The 16,406-nt window shown below is 36.5% G+C and carries 19 protein-coding genes and 2 tRNA genes; 16 read left to right on the top strand and 5 right to left on the bottom strand.

All coding sequences use genetic code 11. The features are described 5' to 3' along the window. The first annotated feature begins 51 nt into the window (after positions 1 to 51). From MIDI_RS04300 to MIDI_RS04275, 7 genes are all read left to right on the top strand, one after another. A complete protein-coding gene (locus tag MIDI_RS04300; protein ID WP_041185488.1) occupies positions 52 to 2,757 on the top strand; it encodes an ATP-binding protein in 2,706 nt (901 codons plus the stop codon). Between the two features lie 375 nt (positions 2,758 to 3,132). After that, positions 3,133 to 4,338, top strand: a complete 1,206-nt coding sequence (locus MIDI_RS04295) for a pyridoxal phosphate-dependent aminotransferase (protein WP_013951357.1) — start codon at positions 3,133 to 3,135, stop codon at positions 4,336 to 4,338. A 60-nt stretch (positions 4,339 to 4,398) separates the two neighbouring features. Then, complete coding sequence (gene def, locus MIDI_RS04290; protein ID WP_192805739.1) at positions 4,399 to 4,920, top strand: peptide deformylase; 522 nt, start codon at positions 4,399 to 4,401, stop codon at positions 4,918 to 4,920. A gap of 1,384 nt (positions 4,921 to 6,304) precedes the next feature. Next, complete coding sequence (locus MIDI_RS08685; protein ID WP_160162267.1) at positions 6,305 to 6,451, top strand: hypothetical protein; 147 nt, start codon at positions 6,305 to 6,307, stop codon at positions 6,449 to 6,451. 210 nt (positions 6,452 to 6,661) lie between these two features. After that, positions 6,662 to 6,931 carry a hypothetical protein gene (locus MIDI_RS04280; RefSeq protein ID WP_237697338.1) on the top strand — a complete coding sequence of 90 codons (270 nt, stop codon included), beginning with the start codon at positions 6,662 to 6,664 and terminating at the stop codon, positions 6,929 to 6,931. Between the two features lie 27 nt (positions 6,932 to 6,958). Further along, positions 6,959 to 7,132, top strand: coding sequence for a hypothetical protein (locus MIDI_RS08680; protein WP_013951353.1), 174 nt, complete (start codon positions 6,959 to 6,961; stop codon positions 7,130 to 7,132). A gap of 204 nt (positions 7,133 to 7,336) precedes the next feature. Further along, positions 7,337 to 8,098 (top strand): MBL fold metallo-hydrolase, encoded by a 762-nt coding sequence (locus MIDI_RS04275; RefSeq protein ID WP_013951352.1) that lies wholly within the window; start codon positions 7,337 to 7,339, stop codon positions 8,096 to 8,098. Positions 8,099 to 8,279: 181 nt separating this feature from the next. Here MIDI_RS04275 and MIDI_RS07250 read toward each other — a convergent pair whose 3' ends face one another. Further along, positions 8,280 to 8,459, bottom strand: coding sequence for a transposase (locus MIDI_RS07250; protein ID WP_237697337.1), 180 nt, complete (start codon positions 8,457 to 8,459; stop codon positions 8,280 to 8,282). 116 nt (positions 8,460 to 8,575) lie between these two features. Between MIDI_RS07250 and MIDI_RS07245 the strand changes: the two genes are divergently transcribed. Next, positions 8,576 to 8,743 (top strand): transposase, encoded by a 168-nt coding sequence (locus MIDI_RS07245; protein ID WP_148234150.1) that lies wholly within the window; start codon positions 8,576 to 8,578, stop codon positions 8,741 to 8,743. Positions 8,744 to 8,759: 16 nt separating this feature from the next. Here MIDI_RS07245 and ccoS read toward each other — a convergent pair whose 3' ends face one another. From ccoS to MIDI_RS04260, 4 genes are all read right to left on the bottom strand, one after another. Continuing rightward, positions 8,760 to 8,891, bottom strand: coding sequence for a cbb3-type cytochrome oxidase assembly protein CcoS (gene ccoS / locus MIDI_RS10325; RefSeq protein ID WP_083809640.1), 132 nt, complete (start codon positions 8,889 to 8,891; stop codon positions 8,760 to 8,762). Between the two features lie 2 nt (positions 8,892 to 8,893). Beyond that, positions 8,894 to 9,370: a transcription antitermination factor NusB gene (nusB, locus tag MIDI_RS04270; protein WP_013951349.1), complete on the bottom strand. Its 477-nt coding sequence runs from the start codon at positions 9,368 to 9,370 to the stop codon at positions 8,894 to 8,896. Next, entirely contained in the window at positions 9,342 to 9,788 is a 447-nt protein-coding gene (locus MIDI_RS04265) for a 6,7-dimethyl-8-ribityllumazine synthase (RefSeq protein ID WP_013951348.1), read from the bottom strand. Before MIDI_RS04265 ends, nusB begins: the two co-directional genes overlap by 29 nt. 16 nt (positions 9,789 to 9,804) lie before the next feature. After that, a tRNA-Leu gene (locus MIDI_RS04260) sits at positions 9,805 to 9,889 on the bottom strand. Between the two features lie 150 nt (positions 9,890 to 10,039). Here MIDI_RS04260 and fdxA point away from each other — a divergent pair. From fdxA to MIDI_RS04220, 8 genes are all read left to right on the top strand, one after another. Beyond that, the gene (gene fdxA, locus MIDI_RS04255) at positions 10,040 to 10,372 is read left to right on the top strand and encodes a ferredoxin FdxA (RefSeq protein ID WP_041185486.1); all 333 of its coding nucleotides are present in this window, start codon (positions 10,040 to 10,042) and stop codon (positions 10,370 to 10,372) included. Positions 10,373 to 10,438: 66 nt separating this feature from the next. Next, on the top strand, positions 10,439 to 10,729 hold the full coding sequence (locus MIDI_RS04250) for an RlpA-like double-psi beta-barrel domain-containing protein (RefSeq protein ID WP_052567701.1): 291 nt from the start codon (positions 10,439 to 10,441) through the stop codon (positions 10,727 to 10,729). A gap of 54 nt (positions 10,730 to 10,783) precedes the next feature. After that, positions 10,784 to 10,859: transfer RNA gene (locus tag MIDI_RS04245), tRNA-Thr, on the top strand. An 18-nt stretch (positions 10,860 to 10,877) separates the two neighbouring features. Next, positions 10,878 to 12,290 carry a D-alanyl-D-alanine carboxypeptidase/D-alanyl-D-alanine endopeptidase gene (gene dacB / locus MIDI_RS04240; RefSeq protein ID WP_013951346.1) on the top strand — a complete coding sequence of 471 codons (1,413 nt, stop codon included), beginning with the start codon at positions 10,878 to 10,880 and terminating at the stop codon, positions 12,288 to 12,290. A gap of 95 nt (positions 12,291 to 12,385) precedes the next feature. Then, a complete protein-coding gene (locus tag MIDI_RS04235) occupies positions 12,386 to 14,422 on the top strand; it encodes a heavy metal translocating P-type ATPase (protein WP_013951345.1) in 2,037 nt (678 codons plus the stop codon). After that, entirely contained in the window at positions 14,388 to 15,062 is a 675-nt protein-coding gene (locus tag MIDI_RS04230) for an HAD family hydrolase (protein WP_013951344.1), read from the top strand. The genes MIDI_RS04235 and MIDI_RS04230 overlap by 35 nt, the downstream gene beginning before the upstream one ends. Next, the gene (locus tag MIDI_RS04225) at positions 15,059 to 15,850 is read left to right on the top strand and encodes a PhzF family phenazine biosynthesis protein (RefSeq protein WP_013951343.1); all 792 of its coding nucleotides are present in this window, start codon (positions 15,059 to 15,061) and stop codon (positions 15,848 to 15,850) included. Before MIDI_RS04230 ends, MIDI_RS04225 begins: the two co-directional genes overlap by 4 nt. Next, positions 15,844 to 16,362 (top strand): deoxycytidylate deaminase, encoded by a 519-nt coding sequence (locus MIDI_RS04220; RefSeq protein ID WP_013951342.1) that lies wholly within the window; start codon positions 15,844 to 15,846, stop codon positions 16,360 to 16,362. The genes MIDI_RS04225 and MIDI_RS04220 overlap by 7 nt, the downstream gene beginning before the upstream one ends. Positions 16,363 to 16,406 lie beyond the last annotated feature (44 nt).

Here is a 16,406-nt window from a genome sequence, read left to right as displayed (position 1 = left end):
ATGACATCGGCCTTTTAGAACAGGCGGCCATACTATATAATAGGGGGATTTGTGGGATCTCTAGGGCTTGTTGATGGAGTTGTCGTTTTTGTTTATATAACAGGCTATTTGGCAACAACCTTTTATAAAGCAAGAAGCATCAATAATGAATATTCTATTAATGATCACAGTATATGGCGTGATGTTGTTGCTGTCTCAGCTATGCTTGCCGTCTCGATCAGCACGGTTACAATTGGTGCAATGGAAAATATTTATCTATACGGATTATTTTTTGCAATTCCTAGAATTGTGGCGCCCCTATCCTGGCTGCTTATACTTAAAGTATATGCAGAGCGCACCGGAGAATTTAAAGGCTGTCTATCAATAAGTGATATAATGCAGAGACTCTATGGGGTTCCTGGCAGGTGGGTTACCGATATCGCAACAGTGCTCTTTGGAAAAGGGATGGTAGCCTGTCAACTAGCGGCTCTTGGTTATATTTTTAGTTATTTTTTCGATCTTTCATATGGATTAAGTATTACAGTAGGCTTTTTTCTACTAACCCTCTACTCAATTATAGACAAAGCAAAGCAGGTCGAGTTTATAAAGGTATCTCACTTATGTATCTTTCTGGTTGCGCTCCCAATGGCTTGCTATACAGCTTATCATGATGAATATAAAACCCTGACTAGCAGCGCCCATGCAAGTTTATTTAAATTAGATCTCAATTTATCAAATATATGGGTATTTTTAAGTTTGGTACTCTATAGTATGGTGCCTGCGGCAGAAAGCATTCACGTACAACGATTCTTAATGGCTTACAATAGAATTCGGCTTATAAAATCCCTAAAAATAGTAATGGCTGTAGCAATTCCGTTTACTGTCCTAACTTGCATTATCGCCTTTCTAATAAAAGCACAATCTCCAGACCTAGAGCCAAAGTTTGCTTTCATGCACTTTATTTCAAGTTATACCAGCGCTGGAATCGAAGGATTAGTGCTGGTAGGCTTGATCGCTATTATAATGTCCTCAGCTAGTTCATGGCTTAGTTACGCGGGTTTGGTATGTACAGAGAATATTATAAAAAAAATATTCCCAGATCTCACTGTAAGGCAAGAGCTATCCGTACTATATACTTCAACATTTGCAATTACTATCTTATCTACGCTTTTAGCATTATCAAAAAGTAACATTTTCTCGCTGTTGTGGATGGCAGATAATTTTTGGCAACCAGTTATTTTAGTTCCTTTAGCAGCTGGTTTCTTAGGGTTCAGAGCTAATAGCTTATCTTTTGTGATCTCGACAATTCTAGCTATATTTTTCATTTTAGCAGGGCGTTCGATAACTGGGGAATTTTCAATAATTAGCTTAACCTTAGGAATCTTAGGAAGCGGAGTTAGTTTATTCGCTGTTCACTATTTACAAAAATATGGGGAAAAACGATATGGACATGAGCAGTTAGAGATATTTAATATCGTATCTCGAAGAAAGATAGAAAAAATTTATGGCGTAATTGCTCAATTTATGAAGAGTCAAATTGAAAAAAGTGGCACCAAAAGCCACTCTTTTTGCTTATTTATAGCTGTAAATTATTTCATGCCTTTAATCGTAGTGAATGTAACAGGAAATGTTCTACATGATTCAATTATATACTTACGTGTTATATCTATCTTGTTATGCCTTATATTGCTATTTGCCGAATATTGGACGAGAAAATCTAAAAACAGATATTATGCGCTCTACTGGTATTTTTGCTTATTCTTCTGCATACCGTTTACTGCTAGCTATACCATCTTTGTTACTTATACGAGTGGATTTTGGCTGCTAAATGCGATCTTATCCATTATCCTACTATTCATCATAACTGATTGGATTAGCTTTGGTATACTGATGCTTTCCGGACCCTTTGTTGGCTATCTATTATATACTTCGCTATCTCATCAAGTCTATCCCCACTATTCTCACTCGGGAGATATCTTACTTTTATTCTATCTTTACGGCTTTTTGTTAATCATAATGTTCCTCTTTATTAGGGATAAAGAGAAAATCCAAGAAAAAAGATTAGAGCATATGGAGTTATTTGGCGGCGCTATAGCACATGAAGTTAATACCCCTATCGCCACAATTCAAATGATTGCTATGACTTTATCTGATTTAGCCGCAACTTCAAGCAAAGAAGTAGTAAAAAAAGAGCAACCTGATGGCTCTATTAACTATGTCCTTACCATACCAGAAGCAGAATACGAGATGATATTTGAGAGCCTACCGTATGATTTAGTAAAAACTTCAAAAGAAGCTAAAAGAGTTGTTGATGTGTTACTAATGCTCCTAAGACATCGAGGTACTGAATATGGCTCAGTTTATTCAATGGTTGAAGTTATCCAAGAAGTATTGGATGATTATATGCTTGAGGCTGAGAAAAAGAATCGAATTATTTTAAAACAGGTTAATGATTTCAAGTTTTTTGGAACTAAACAATATATGAAGCAGGTCCTAAAAAATCTTATTAACAACTCCTTTAAATATGCGGGAGAAGACGCAAAAATCACTATATTAGTTGAAGGAAACTCCTTATGTGTAAGAGATAACGGTATTGGGATTGAGCCGGAGTATATGAAGAACTTGTTTAAGCCCTTTCATGAAAAGGGCACTAAAGGTACAGGTATTGGATTAGCATTTTGTGGGATATTAATCCATAATATGGGAGGAACTATAGAATGTAACTCCGAGTATGGAAAGTATACGGAATTCTTAATCACTCTTCCAGTTGCCAAATGAATGATCTTTTATCCGATGCTCAAACCTCTCTTTGATCTCTCTTCTTCTAAAGCGTTTTATCTGCATGGCTCTCTTTCTCAGTGGTACTAGAACTTGAGCCTTGATTTTATGGCCTGCTCTATTCCTTCTTTGGTTCATTTTCCAGCTTTGGTTAAAATCAACTCAATGATAGCCGCTCGCAGCCCCCTCCCTATTTAATATATCTTGGTTCTTAAAATTCTCTGCAGTATTTAACATACTTATGTAATTAGAGTAAAGAGTAAAATATTAATAAGAGGTTAAATATATTTACAATAAATTTCGATACAATCAATAGATTGACTGTTGTGATTTTACTTATATTCTAATTTATGAGATTTTTATTTTTATATAGATATGGCTAAAATTATTTCGAGCTTGGTAAACCAGATAAAGCCCTCCCCTACACTAGCTATAACAGAAAAGGCAATGGCTATGAAAGCAGCCGGTATTAACGTTATTTCACTAAGTGCAGGAGAACCGGATTTTGATACACCAGATAATATTAAGTTAGCAGCTATTAAGGCAATTCAAAATGGAAATACTAAATATACTCCAGTTGATGGAACCCGAGCTCTTAAACAAGCAGTTCAAGATAAATTCGTCCGAGAAAATAATTTAAAATTTGATTTGGACCAAATCACAGTTGGAAGTGGAGCCAAGCAGGTTATTTTTAATGCTCTACTGGCTTCAATTAACCCTGGAGATGAAGTTATAATACCAGCTCCTTATTGGGTCTCTTATCCAGAAATGGTGATATTTGCTGGTGGAACTTCAGTGATAGTAGAATGCCTTATGTCCAGCGGCTTCAAATTGAAGCCAGTAGACTTGGAGAAGTCTATTACTTCTCGCACTAAATGGCTGATTCTTAACTCTCCGAGCAATCCAACAGGTGCAGTTTATTCACCCCAAGAACTACAGGAAATCGCTAAAGCGCTTTTAAAGTATCCGCAAGTTTATATACTGTGCGACGATATATATGAGCATATAACATTTGACCAATTTCAGTTTAACAGCCTCGCCACAATAGAACCAAAATTATCTAACAGGATATTAACCGTCAATGGTTTATCGAAGGGATATTCAATGACTGGTTGGAGATTAGGATACGCTGGTGGACCTAAAGAACTTATCGCAGCAATTTCAACTGTTCAATCTCAAAGCACTTCAAATCCCTGCTCTATCAGTCAAGCTGCTGGGGTTGAAGCTCTCGTGGGTCCACAAGAATTTGTAAGAGAAAAGGCTAATATATTTCAAAAACGTCGCGACTTAGTTTTGGATAGAATAGATGATATTACAGGCTTATCTTGTTCTAAGCCAGGTGGAGCGTTTTACCTCTTTCCAAACTGTTCAGCGCTGCTTGGAACGAAATCTCCAAAAGGGGCTTTAATAGCTTCGTCAGTTGATATAGCTGCGTATCTTTTAGAGGAAGCTTTAGTAGCAGTGGTTCCTGGGTCTGCTTTCGGAATGGAAGGATTTTTCCGAATATCCTATGCAACTTCTGAATCAAACCTGGATATTGCACTAAAGAGGATAAAGGAAGCATGCGAAAAATTAATTTAGAAAATAGGAATTGCTAGTACATGAAAAATGCAATAGAATAAATCAAAGGACATATAATAAGTGCCTAATATACTGGATATAATAGTAGAACCCAATCCGTTGCTGCATAAAAAGTCGCTACCTGTTGATTCTGTAGATGACAGCTTAAGAGGTTTTATGGGTGATATGCTTGCCACAATGCACCATAATAATGGTGTTGGTCTTGCTGCTGTTCAAGTTGGAGTTTTAAAAAAAATTATCGTTATAGATGTGGGTAAGGAATTCGCTAATGGTGTGCCGATGCCCCTCTTTATGGTAAATGCTGAAATAGTTAAAAGATCAGAAGATTTAGCAGAATTTAGAGAAGGATGCTTGTCAGTGCCGGGCTTTTTTGCAGAAGTAACGAGGCCTGCAGATATTACGGTAAAATTTATTAACTATGAAGGAAAAGAAGAAGGGCTTAACATTCCTCACGGCTTGCTTGCGGTTTGTGTCCAACATGAAATAGATCATACTAACGGAATAGTATTTATTGATTACCTTTCAAAATTAAAAAAAGATTTCGCTTTAAAAAAATCATTGAAATTTCAAGAAAGAGCTTAATTCTTTGAAAATCGGTTTAGGGAACAAGTATTTTAATATGAATAAGATCAGTACAAGCCGGATTTTGCCTGAAAGCAGCTACGGTGGCTCTTAAAAAAGAGGATAAAAAATTCTAATCTGGGGTATCTTACTATCAGACCTATCCCCAGTTAAAAATCAATTCCACTAAGCAGCTCTACAAATACGAAACGGTTTCTTACAGACTTTATATAAATCTGCTTGGTTACTTTATTGCCAACAAGCTGGCCATCCCTATACGATCATCAGCTGCAACACCACTGATAGTCATGCCGGTGCTTGTAAGTTTAGAGAGGATAGCTCAATTTTCTTCACTGAAATACTCTAGAAAAATCTTTATATTGATTAACTTACTGGATTATTTATGAATAATATGTTTCCAAGAACAGCTCAAGGATTGTTGTGCTGGAGATTGCTCGAAACTTTAAAATGTTAATATACTTTAAAAGGAGAGAATAGATGTTGAAGTTTAAAAATGCCATAAGTTATTCTGTTAGCAATAGCCCTGTGGGAGCAGCAATTAGCAGACTTTAATGGAGATGGTGGCTCAGGTGGGATATTGCGGTTACCAACCAATGGTCCCCCCCATACTGTTTCTATACCATTGGGAACTGGAAATGGAGAATTCAGTGCAAAAACAGATTTTGCCGTCGGTACAAACCCCACTGGAATAAAAATCAAAGATCTAAATATGGGGATGATGATCTCCAAGATATAACTGTCACTAATCAGGGGTCTAATACCGTTTCTATATTAGTAGGGAATGGGAATATTGTAGGAGCCCTCTTTCTTGGAACCAAAATAGACTTTGCAGTTGGGTCCCACAGCCTGGAGGATTAGCAATAGGAGATTTTGATGGAAATGTGGGGAAGACCAAATATGGTGGTGACCACCAACATCGGTATAGCCACTGTTTCAATCTTGTTAGGTAATATAAGCGGTACTGTTCAACCGTCTAGTTCTTATCAAGTTAAGTTTGTACCCTAATCAAGATATAGTAACTGCTAATGATCAGGGAACCGTTTCAATGCAATTAGGAAATGGCCTAGGAGAAATTTTGTAAGAACAAAGATTTTGCGGTCGGTAACCAGCCGAGTGGGGGTTGTAATCGCAGATATAAATATTGACGGCAAACAAGATATAATAGCTTCAAACGGCAGCTCAAACCCTGTTTCAATATTGCTAGGAGATTGTAAAATGGAGGATTCGAGCCTAAAATAGACATTGCTGTTGGCTCTGGCCCTGCAGAACTTGCAGTTCAAGATATGCGTATATAATATATGCGCAACTACTTCTACAACGTCCACTATTACAACTCCAACTACAGCCCATACAACCGTTACAACTGCTTCTTGCAGGGCGTGGATTGATTGAAACAGCCATCAGACAATTGAAAGAGATTTGCCAAATCCAGCACACCACGGCATTGCTCGCCGAACAATTTCTTGGCAGACCTCTTTCTCAGGGTTCTTGGCTTATGTCTTCAAACCCAATATATATCATGGAAAAATAGGCTCACAGGCCTACTCCTTACGTCAAACTGAGGTTATATTATTTTGTGCTGGATACCTGACTTGCCACCAGTTGTCATTATTACTCTATTTATGTACATTTACTGTCCCTAATAAGGGAAATACAGGAAGAGTTTGGTGATATCATCCATATTCAAGCAAGCTTATTATATCAAGGCCGCTTAAGCATACAATATGTAAAAAATATGGATGTGACTCTAGAAGAATATACTAATAAGATTTTAAGAATCGGGTCTATTCTCGACCATGATTATGAAGTCCAAACAGTAAATGCAATTATCAATCATGATATAGAGACCCTAAACACGGTGATCACAAAACATGGACCACGGTGCGATGCGCTCCCTATAGTAAACTTTAATTTGCTTCAATTAGGAGCAATATCAGGAGATAGTAAAATATTTAAGAGATTATTAGATTATTGTAGCAAGGACCTACTAAACGAAGAGCACTCTAACTAAGCTCAATGTACTAGAGATTTTGATTATATGTCACAAGGAAAGGAAGTATTAGCGCACTTACCGCAGTCTCATGCACTTTTTTTAAAACAACCACCATTAGAAGCTTCATTAACTTACTTATCTTTATCCAGTTTTGTAATGGCAGCTACAGCTCTTACTACTGTAACTACCATTATCATGAAGCATTTGCAAAAGATTTAGTTAAAGCACTGGGGATTTGGATACACTAGGAATAATAGCCTTAAATTCTGGGGGAGGGAGGACCTTATTACCTAGTACAAATTTCACTCTATGTGAAGAAATTCCTACTTACGAGCCTCCGGCTTATATTCATAATTTTGATGATTTATTGGCTCTGGTGCTATAATATGCTTTATAAAACTACTGGGCTTTAAAAAAAGAAATATGATTTGTACGATCCTTGGCTGTGGCGGCTCTTCTGGTGTACCAGAAATAGGGTGTGATTGTTTTACTTGCGTTTCTTCTAATCCAAAAAATAAAAGATTACGCTCATCGATCCATATACAATCAAAAACTACCTCCATATTGGTCGATACCTCGCCCGACTTTAGGCAACAAGCTTTAGCACATGGTATAAAACACTTAGATGCCATATTATATACTCATGACCACGGTGATCACATTTGCGGAATCGACGATACAAAAAGTTTTGCAAGAAACGGCCACACAATTCCAACTTTTTTAAACCAATCTACTTATAGCACCTTACTCCAAAGATTCCCTTACATATTTAAACAGACATCGCCCCTATATCTAGCTAGACTACGAGCTAATGTCTTAGAGTATGACAAGGGTTTTCAAGTGGGCGATATCAATATAATTTCCTTCCCGCAAGTCCATGGCAAAATTGTTTCAACAGGCTTTAGATTTGGAGAGCTTGCGTATTCAACTGACCTAAATGATTTATCCACTAAAGCAGTTGAAGCGCTGACCGGCATTAAAATTTGGATAGTTGATTGTTTACGCTACGCTTGGACACCAACCCACTCATATCTTGAGAGGACCATAAGCTGGAGTGATAAGATTAAGCCAGAATTGACCATTCTAACCCATATGGCACATGATATAGAATATGAAGAAATTAGAAAAATATTGCCACAAAATATGATCCCCGCATTCGATGGCTTAAAGATTAACTTTAACTAAGTTATTATATCCAAATTAATTGCCTGGCCGTGCGTATAGATTTTCACATATATGATATAATAAACAAACTTAAATAGTAGCAGTTGTAAAATGGAAAAGATTACTCCCAGAGTGGATTTAGCTTTCAAAAAGATCTCTGGTGTTGAGGAAAATAAGGACTTACTTATCTCTCTAATTAACCTCAGTTTGACGTAAGGAGTAGGGCCCGTGAGCCTATTTTTCCATGAGATATATTGGGTTTGAAGACATAAGCCCAAGAGCCCTGAGAAGAGGTCTGCCAAGAAATTATTTGGTGAGCGGTGTCTTGTGTGTGCTGGATTTGGCAAATCTCTTTCAATTGTCTGATGGCTGTTTCAATCAATCTATGCCCTGCAAGAAGCAGTTTTGTCATAACTTTTACGTATTAGCGTAATAAGATCTTTAAAGGCACCGCTCAGCGTGGGAAAACGTCGACCCGGATGGTTTCTTTGGCTTTAAGTGGTTCTCAATGATCAAGGAGAGATTATGTCATTCACACTGACCCCAGTAATACAGATGATCGAGCCGTTGTCGAAAAAACTGACTCAATATTTGACAGGCCTTCTATTCGGAGATCGGTGGTATATAAGCAAAAACACTGAGCAATCAAGAGTCGTCAGACCTTAAATTATTATCATCATGATCAATAAAGAATTCGAGTGGAAGCGCCTTTTGTGTCATCAAATTGGTTATTTTTTATTGACCAAAATACACCATATATGCCCAAACCTGCAATTAAGAGTGCTAAGTGTATGAGGTATAGTAAGACTTCCATAATTACTGTTCGCGTGAAAACTCTTTAGATATTTTGTCTAAGATACTGTTAACAAATCCGGCTTCTCCCGGATGATTAAAAATTTTAGTGATTTCAATATACTCATTAATTAGGATACGGACTGGTACTTCAAAATTGTAGATGAGCTCGTAAGCTGCAAGAACAAGTATAGCTTGTATTGGTTCTGGCAGTCTACCTACTTTCCAGCCATTGGCTAAATATTTTTGTAAATTTTTGTGTAAAGAAGAGATATTACTATAAGCGCTTTTAATCAGACTTAAGAAGTATTGCTGATCAAGCTCTTCGCTAGCATTTGCTCCATAAGCCAAAATGTCAGCTATAATGTGGTTTGCAGGCTTTACGTTTTCAGGAGTTAAGGCAATATTATATAAGCACTGCACCGCCAGTACTCGTGCTCGCCTTTTGCCGGCGAAAGGTGGGGAGGGACTTTTAATTGTTGTATCTTGCAAATGATTCATTTTCTATTAATCCGAATTGATTTTTGAGCTTTATTAGATCTACGCATGAGTGAGCTGCGGTTCTTGCTTTTTTTTCGATTGATGAAAATGCTGCTCCTTTGTCAGTTGCTAAAACCATACCAAAACCCACTGGCAGGGCGTAATGCACACTCAAATCACAAAAGCATCTAAGAATTTCTTGATAGATCAGTTTATTTTCTAGGGGTGTATCCTTGAAGACAGTTCCTAAGATAATTACTCCATCATAATCGTGCAATTCCAGGCTAGTGCTTGCTGAGCATAACAAGCTGAATGGCTCGTTAACAGAAATAGTATCTATGGTAAATTTATTTTCTTCTAAAATGTCGTTAACAGTGCTTAACACTTTGCTTGCTAAATATTCATTTTGTATTGATTCTAGTATAAGTATCTTTGCCATAAGTAATTATGAATTTTGGTGCGGATGGTGGGACTTGAACCCACAAGCCTTGCGGCGCTAGATTCTAAGTCTAGTACGTCTGCCAATTCCGCCACACCCGCAATTGGTTCTAAGAGAACCAAAAGAAATTATTGTAAAAACAGCTTATCCAATATATAAGTGTCTGCAGGGCAAGACAATATATGGTCTCTTAGATAAAATCAAGAATAAACTGTTTGTATATTTAAATTTAAAAAATTAAGGACAAAATAATGACATACGTAGTTACAGAAAATTGCATTAAGTGTAAGTATACTGATTGTGTTGAAGTTTGTCCGGTAGACTGCTTCTATGAAGGAAAGAATATGCTATTTATTAATCCAACAGAGTGTATAGATTGCGGGGTTTGTGAGCCAGAATGTCCTGCAGAAGCCATTATTCCGGAGCCAAAATCTGGAGAAGGATTGAAGTGGAGCGAAATTAATGCAAAATATTCTAAAATATCACCTGTAATTACTAAAAAGAAAGATCCGCCAGCTGGTGCAAACGAACATTTAAATGAAAAAAATAAATTTGAGAAATATTTTGCTGAAAATGATGAATAGATTAGTATATTGCGGTTGGAAAAGCTTCATGGTATGGGACGTCTTTTCATGGCCGTTTGACCGCAAGTGGGACTATTTCTAATAAAAATTTATATTCCGCAGCCCATAGAAAGCTTGTCCTTTGGGAGTTTGATTAGAGTAACAAATTTACAAAATGGTAAACAAACCGTTTTGATAGTGAATGACGGGAGGCCTGTACCAAAAGACAGAATTTTAGATGTACCTGAACAAGCTGCTGAAAGCCTAGGGTTTAAATGTATAGGACTTGCTAAGGTCAAAGTAGAATACTTGCCACACCATTCTAAAAAGTTGTTAGAGAATGTAAAGAGTGACAAATGTTCTGTAATTTGTAATTAATTTTGCGAAAAATAGAAAGATTTTCCAAGATCGAAGTGATAATTAATGTATTAAGCCGTCGTAGCTCAGTAGGCAGAGCGGCGCATTCGTAACGCGTAGGTCGGGGGTTCGATCCCCTTCGACGGCACCATCTATCAATTAACTTTATATGTATAGAATTTTTATTCCTTTACTAATATTCTCTTTTTATAAAGAATCTCTAGCTACATTTTATGCTCAAGTTATGGATTTAAGAAGCGGAGAGATTACCACTTACCCAAGAGGTACCCACCATTTAATGTTTGCTAGTAGCCAGAAAATATTTACTGTGTTTTCAGGATTAAGTATTTTGGGCAGTGATTTTCAGTTTGATACTAAAATTTTAACAGATGGAACCACTAAGGGCGGTAAATTGCTTGGAAATCTTTACATAAAATTTGATGGCAATCCAGATCTAAGGGAGAGTACTATGTTGTACATTTCTCAAAAACTAAAAGGTCTTGATATCAATGAAATTCAGGGAAACATTATATTAGATATCTCAGAATTTGATAACAAACCTTATCCACATGGTTGGACTATTGAGAATCAAAATATGTGTTATGCTGCTCCATTTTCAGCTGTAATAATTAATAAAAATTGTAGCGCTATCTCTATAAAAAGGAAGGGAGAGGAACTTATTGCTAGCAGCTTGAATGATTTTATAAAAATTAATTCAAAGGCCAAGTATCATCTGGAGGATTGTGACCTAGATCTTGAGTATAAGGGTGGTAATAAATATTTGTTAACTGGATCTTGTAATATTAAAAATAAAACTGAATTTAAGATAGCCGTGCGAGAGCCTATTTTGCTTGTAAGACAGCTTTTAGAGAAGAATTTTCAAAAGCTAGGTATTAGATACAGAAAGCTAATAGTAAGTAATTCTCCGGCTAAAGCAGAGCACTGCCTCTTCTCGATAAAATCGAGACCGCTCTGGGCGATAGCAAAAGAAGTATTAACTAGGTCAGATAATTTATTATCAGAGGTGATAGTAAAAAAAATAGGCGCTGTATATGATGAAGGGTCTTGGAAAAATGGCCTCCGAGTAATGAATTCATTTTTACAGCGGCAAATACATACTTTAGAAAATGACATAAATATTGCGGATGGAAGTGGGCTTTCTCGAAAAAATTTAATAAATATTAATTCATTTTCTCTACTATTGAGCAAGTTAGCCCTAACAAACTACCGCTTTTCTTTGTATAGTACCGCTCCAATGAATCAAAATTGCAGGATTGAGTTGGATGACAAATTTATACTTAAGGATTTTATGGTACCAAGAGCTTTTAAGTTTAATCAATTACCTCCAGAGAGAATTTTAGTTAAAACAGGTTTTATAGATGGAGTTAATGCAGTTGCGGGTTATATAATGGATTGTAATAGTGTACCTATCTATAGCATTGTAGCAGTTGTTAATAATTCTTATAGTGAAGCTAAAACTAATAGAAATAATTTAGCCGAAGGCTTAGAAAAGATTATTTGCGGCTTAGATTCAAAAAATTGTTTTCTTCAAGATTATGGAAAAGTACTGCCTTCACTGTAAAACAGCACTGCCTACTCAAGAATCTAGTGCTTTCTGTTGCTTTGGATGCAGCGCTGCGTATTCCTTTATCAATAAACTGAAACTAGATAAATATTATGATTATTGCAGAAATATCTACGGTAAAAAATCCTATGAAAGTGAATCAAATAGAAAATAATTTAGACTATCTAGAATATGTAGAAACTAAGGGAAATGAAGCAAAAATAACATTACTGGTAGAGGGTATACATTGTGGAGCTTGCGTCTGGTTGATTGAAAATACCCTAAAAAAACAGCAAGAAGTTACTAACGCTAGGGTTAATTTATCAACTAATCGATTAGCCCTTGGATGGGTTGGTGATAAAGAATTAATTTCAGATCTAATTCCAGTAATAGAAAAGCTTGGATATAAGGCTACCCCATTTGCGGCTGATCAGATGCTTGCAAGATTTATCGGAACAGCAAAAAGATTTGTTAAAACGTCTTACAGTCTCTGGGGCAGCTTCAGCGCAAGTGATGATGTTATCAGGAGCAATTTGGGCTGGAAATTTACAGTCGTCTATAGGCGAATATGCAAGGTTATTACTTCATCTATTGATTGCAATTATTACTATACCTGCTGTTATATATTCTGGCTTGCCATTTTTAGGTCGGCGATTACTGCGATAAAGAATAAGCGCAGTAATATGGATGTCCCAATTTCTGTTGGCACAATAACTGCAGTATTAATTAGTATTCAAGAAACGCTTTATCATAGCGATTATACCTACTATGATGCGGCAATTAGTCTTATATTTATTTTATTAATAGGGAGATATTTGGATTTAAAAGTGAGGAATCAAGCAAATGCTGAGGCCTGCGATCTTATTTTAAGTCAACCAACTTCTGTTACTATAATCGAAGATAATAAGTATAAATTAATCGGTATAAAAAAAGCTTTGCCTGGACAAATAGCCTTGGTTACGCTTGGAGAAAGAATTCCAATTGATGGAGTAGTTGTTGAAGGTGAAAGCGAGGTTGATAATAGTATAATAAATGGCGAAACCATGCCGGTTAAGGTGCGAGCAGGCAGCAATGTTTTTGCAGGTAGCATTAATATATCCAGTGTTTTAAAAATTAAGATTACTAAAGCAGGTGATAACACAACCCTAAATGAAATTATAAAATTAGTAGAAAATGCTAAACAAGTTAAATCTCAGTATATTAACGTTGCAGATAGGGTTGCTTCTTTTTATACACCTGTAGTGTTTACGGTGTCAGCTTTCACCTTTTTTATTTGGTATTTTATTTTAGCCGTGCCAATTACAAAATCACTTCTATATGCTATAGCGGTTCTAATCGTTACTTGTCCATGCGCTTTAGGCCTTGCTATTCCAACAATCGCTGGAGTGACTCAAGATATTGCGATTCTACCAATGGAGGTAGAAGAACAAAAGGGCATGGGATTAAGTGCGATAGTAAATGGAGAAGAAGTAAGAATAGTCAGCAGAGCTTGGTGTGGGGTGGAAAGTTCGATTGATAATAATATAACCATCTTGAGGCTTGGTTTAAGTATAAAAAATCGTTTAACTCGTGTGATTTTTGAAGATAGTATACGCAAAGAAGCGCTGGAAGTTATAGAAGAGCTACGAAAAAATGGTTACGAAATTCACTTGCTTTCTGGAGATCGAAGTTCGGTGGTGCAGACTGTAGCAGGACAGCTTAATATCAGTGATTTCAAGGGATTACTAAGACCAGAGGATAAATTTAATATCATTAAGGCTATGCAAAAAGAGGGTAAAAAAGTGTTAATGGTAGGGGATGGGCTTAATGACTCACCTGCTTTACAGCTTGCAGATGCTTCTTTATCGCCTTCTGCAGCTTTAGCTATTACTTCTAATAATGCTGATATAGTGTTCAAAAAAGATTTATTCTCAGTAGCAGAATGTTTGTTCACTGCAAAAAAATCTATTAAATTGATAAGACAAAACTTTCTTTTTTCATTCATATATAATATTTTAGCGGTGCCTATTGCGGTGATCGGCTTAATGACACCTCTAATAGCAGCTGTTGCCATGGCCAGTTCCTCAATAATAGTAGTTTTGAACTCAATGCGATTAAATTTAGATACAAAAAAATATGAACACCAGTACAAAAAATCTTTTATCTCCTAAAGTTGTATTATTTGATTGGGACGGCACTTTAGTTAACACTGATAAAATATATAAAGGAGTGTTAGCTGAAGCTCTAAAAGAAATGGGTATAAGTAATTGGAATAAGGAAGCGGCAGAAAAATACCGTTTCCACTCAAGAAGAGAAGCTCTACCTTTAATATTCGGCAATAAATGGAGAGAAGTGAATGATAAGTATGTGGATAAAATACAAAAAATCGGAATGCATGCGGTGAATCCGTTTCCTAATGCCTTAAATCTTATAGAATATTTAGCTGAGGAAAATGTAATTATGTCAATTGTTAGTAATAAAGACTCTTATCATCTAAGAGAAGAAGTAAATTACTTGGGCTGGAGCAAATATTTTCATAAAATTGTGGGAGCAACAGATGCTCCTAAAGATAAACCGTGGCCAGATCCCGTACATTTAGCGCTAAGAGAGCAGGATATTCAAGATTACAACGAGGTGTGGTTTCTAGGGGATAGTCTTGTTGATATGCAATGTGCTAGAAGTACTGGCTGTATGCCGATATTATTTGGTACGGAAACTGGAGCTCACACTCAAATGCAGTACTTAAGAATAGAGTACTTACATATACATGATCATGAAGAATTAGTAACACAATATAAGCAATTAAAATGAAATTTTGGATTGTCGATGCGTTTGCTGATCGACCATTTGTTGGAAATCCAGCAGCAGTTTTTTTGGTTCAAGAGTTTCCAAGTACTGGCGTAATGCAAAATATTGCCGCTGAGATAAATTTATCTGAAACGGCATTTGTAAAAAGGCTGGGGTTACATCATTATCACATTAGGTGGTTTACTCCTAACTCAGAGGCCCCTTTATGTGGCCACGCAACAATTGCAACTACTCATGTTTTGATTAATACTAACGCAGAGAGAAATAAAGTCCCTATAAGATTTGAAAGCTTAAGCGGCGAATTGCTAGCAGAAAGCGATGTTCCTTGGATTACACTTAATTTTCCGCGCTATGTTGTTCAGCAGATAGATCCTGATCCAAGATTGCATTCTGTTATAGATTGTAAGCCAATTTATACCGGCTTCTCACAAAATTGCTATTTCGTGGAATTTGAGAAGATTGAACAAATAATTAAATTGAGACCTGATTTACAATTACTATCTGAAATCGAGTGTAGAGCCTTAATAGTCACCGCAAAAGGAACAGGCAAATTCCATGAATATGACTTTGTATCACGATATTTTGCTCCGCGTGTTGGCATAAATGAGGATCCGGTATGCGCCTCAGCCCATTGTAGATTGATTCCATATTGGTCAGCTAAGCTAGGAAAAGGATCTTTAATTGCTTACCAAGCTTCTAAAAGAGGCGGAATAATTAGTTGTGAAGATCTTCAAAACAGAGTATTGATATCTGGCACTGCAACAACTGTTATAAAAGGAGAGTTATGTTAGCACCATTTAATTGGGATGAATACTTTATGACCATGGCTTATTTAGTTTCTATGAAGAGCCGTGATCCAAGCACCAAGGTAGGAGCAGTAATTGTGGGCCCTGATAATGAGGTGCGAGCGACCGGTTATAATGGTTTGCCTCGAGGAGTTAAGGAAACCGAGGAAAGATACTTAAATAGAGAATATAAATATATGGCGGTTAACCATGCAGAGGAAAATGCTATACTTCACTGCGCCCGCATTGGAGTGCCAACCAAAGGCTGCAAGCTATATACTCCTTGGATACCTTGCAGTAGATGTAGTAAATCGATATTGCAAGCTGGAATTATTGAAGTTATTTATGATAATAATTTTCCAGGCAACCATCAGGAACAGCAACGAGGCTGGGCAGAGAGCATCAAAATATCAAAAGAACTAATGCTAGAAGCGGGCGTTGTTCTAAGACCTTTTTCAGGGAAATTAGTTAAGATTGAAATCCTTTACCATGAAAAAGTTTATCCTATAACTCATTAGGGCTTTATATTAAGGTATATAGCTAAAGCAGTGCAAAAAGGTAA

This window comes from Candidatus Midichloria mitochondrii IricVA (genome assembly GCF_000219355.1).
In the GTDB taxonomy this organism is placed as follows: Bacteria; Pseudomonadota; Alphaproteobacteria; order Rickettsiales; family Midichloriaceae; genus Midichloria; species Midichloria mitochondrii.
The sequence above is the reverse complement of the archived record's forward strand: the minus strand, read 5'-3'. Positions and strand labels throughout refer to the sequence as shown.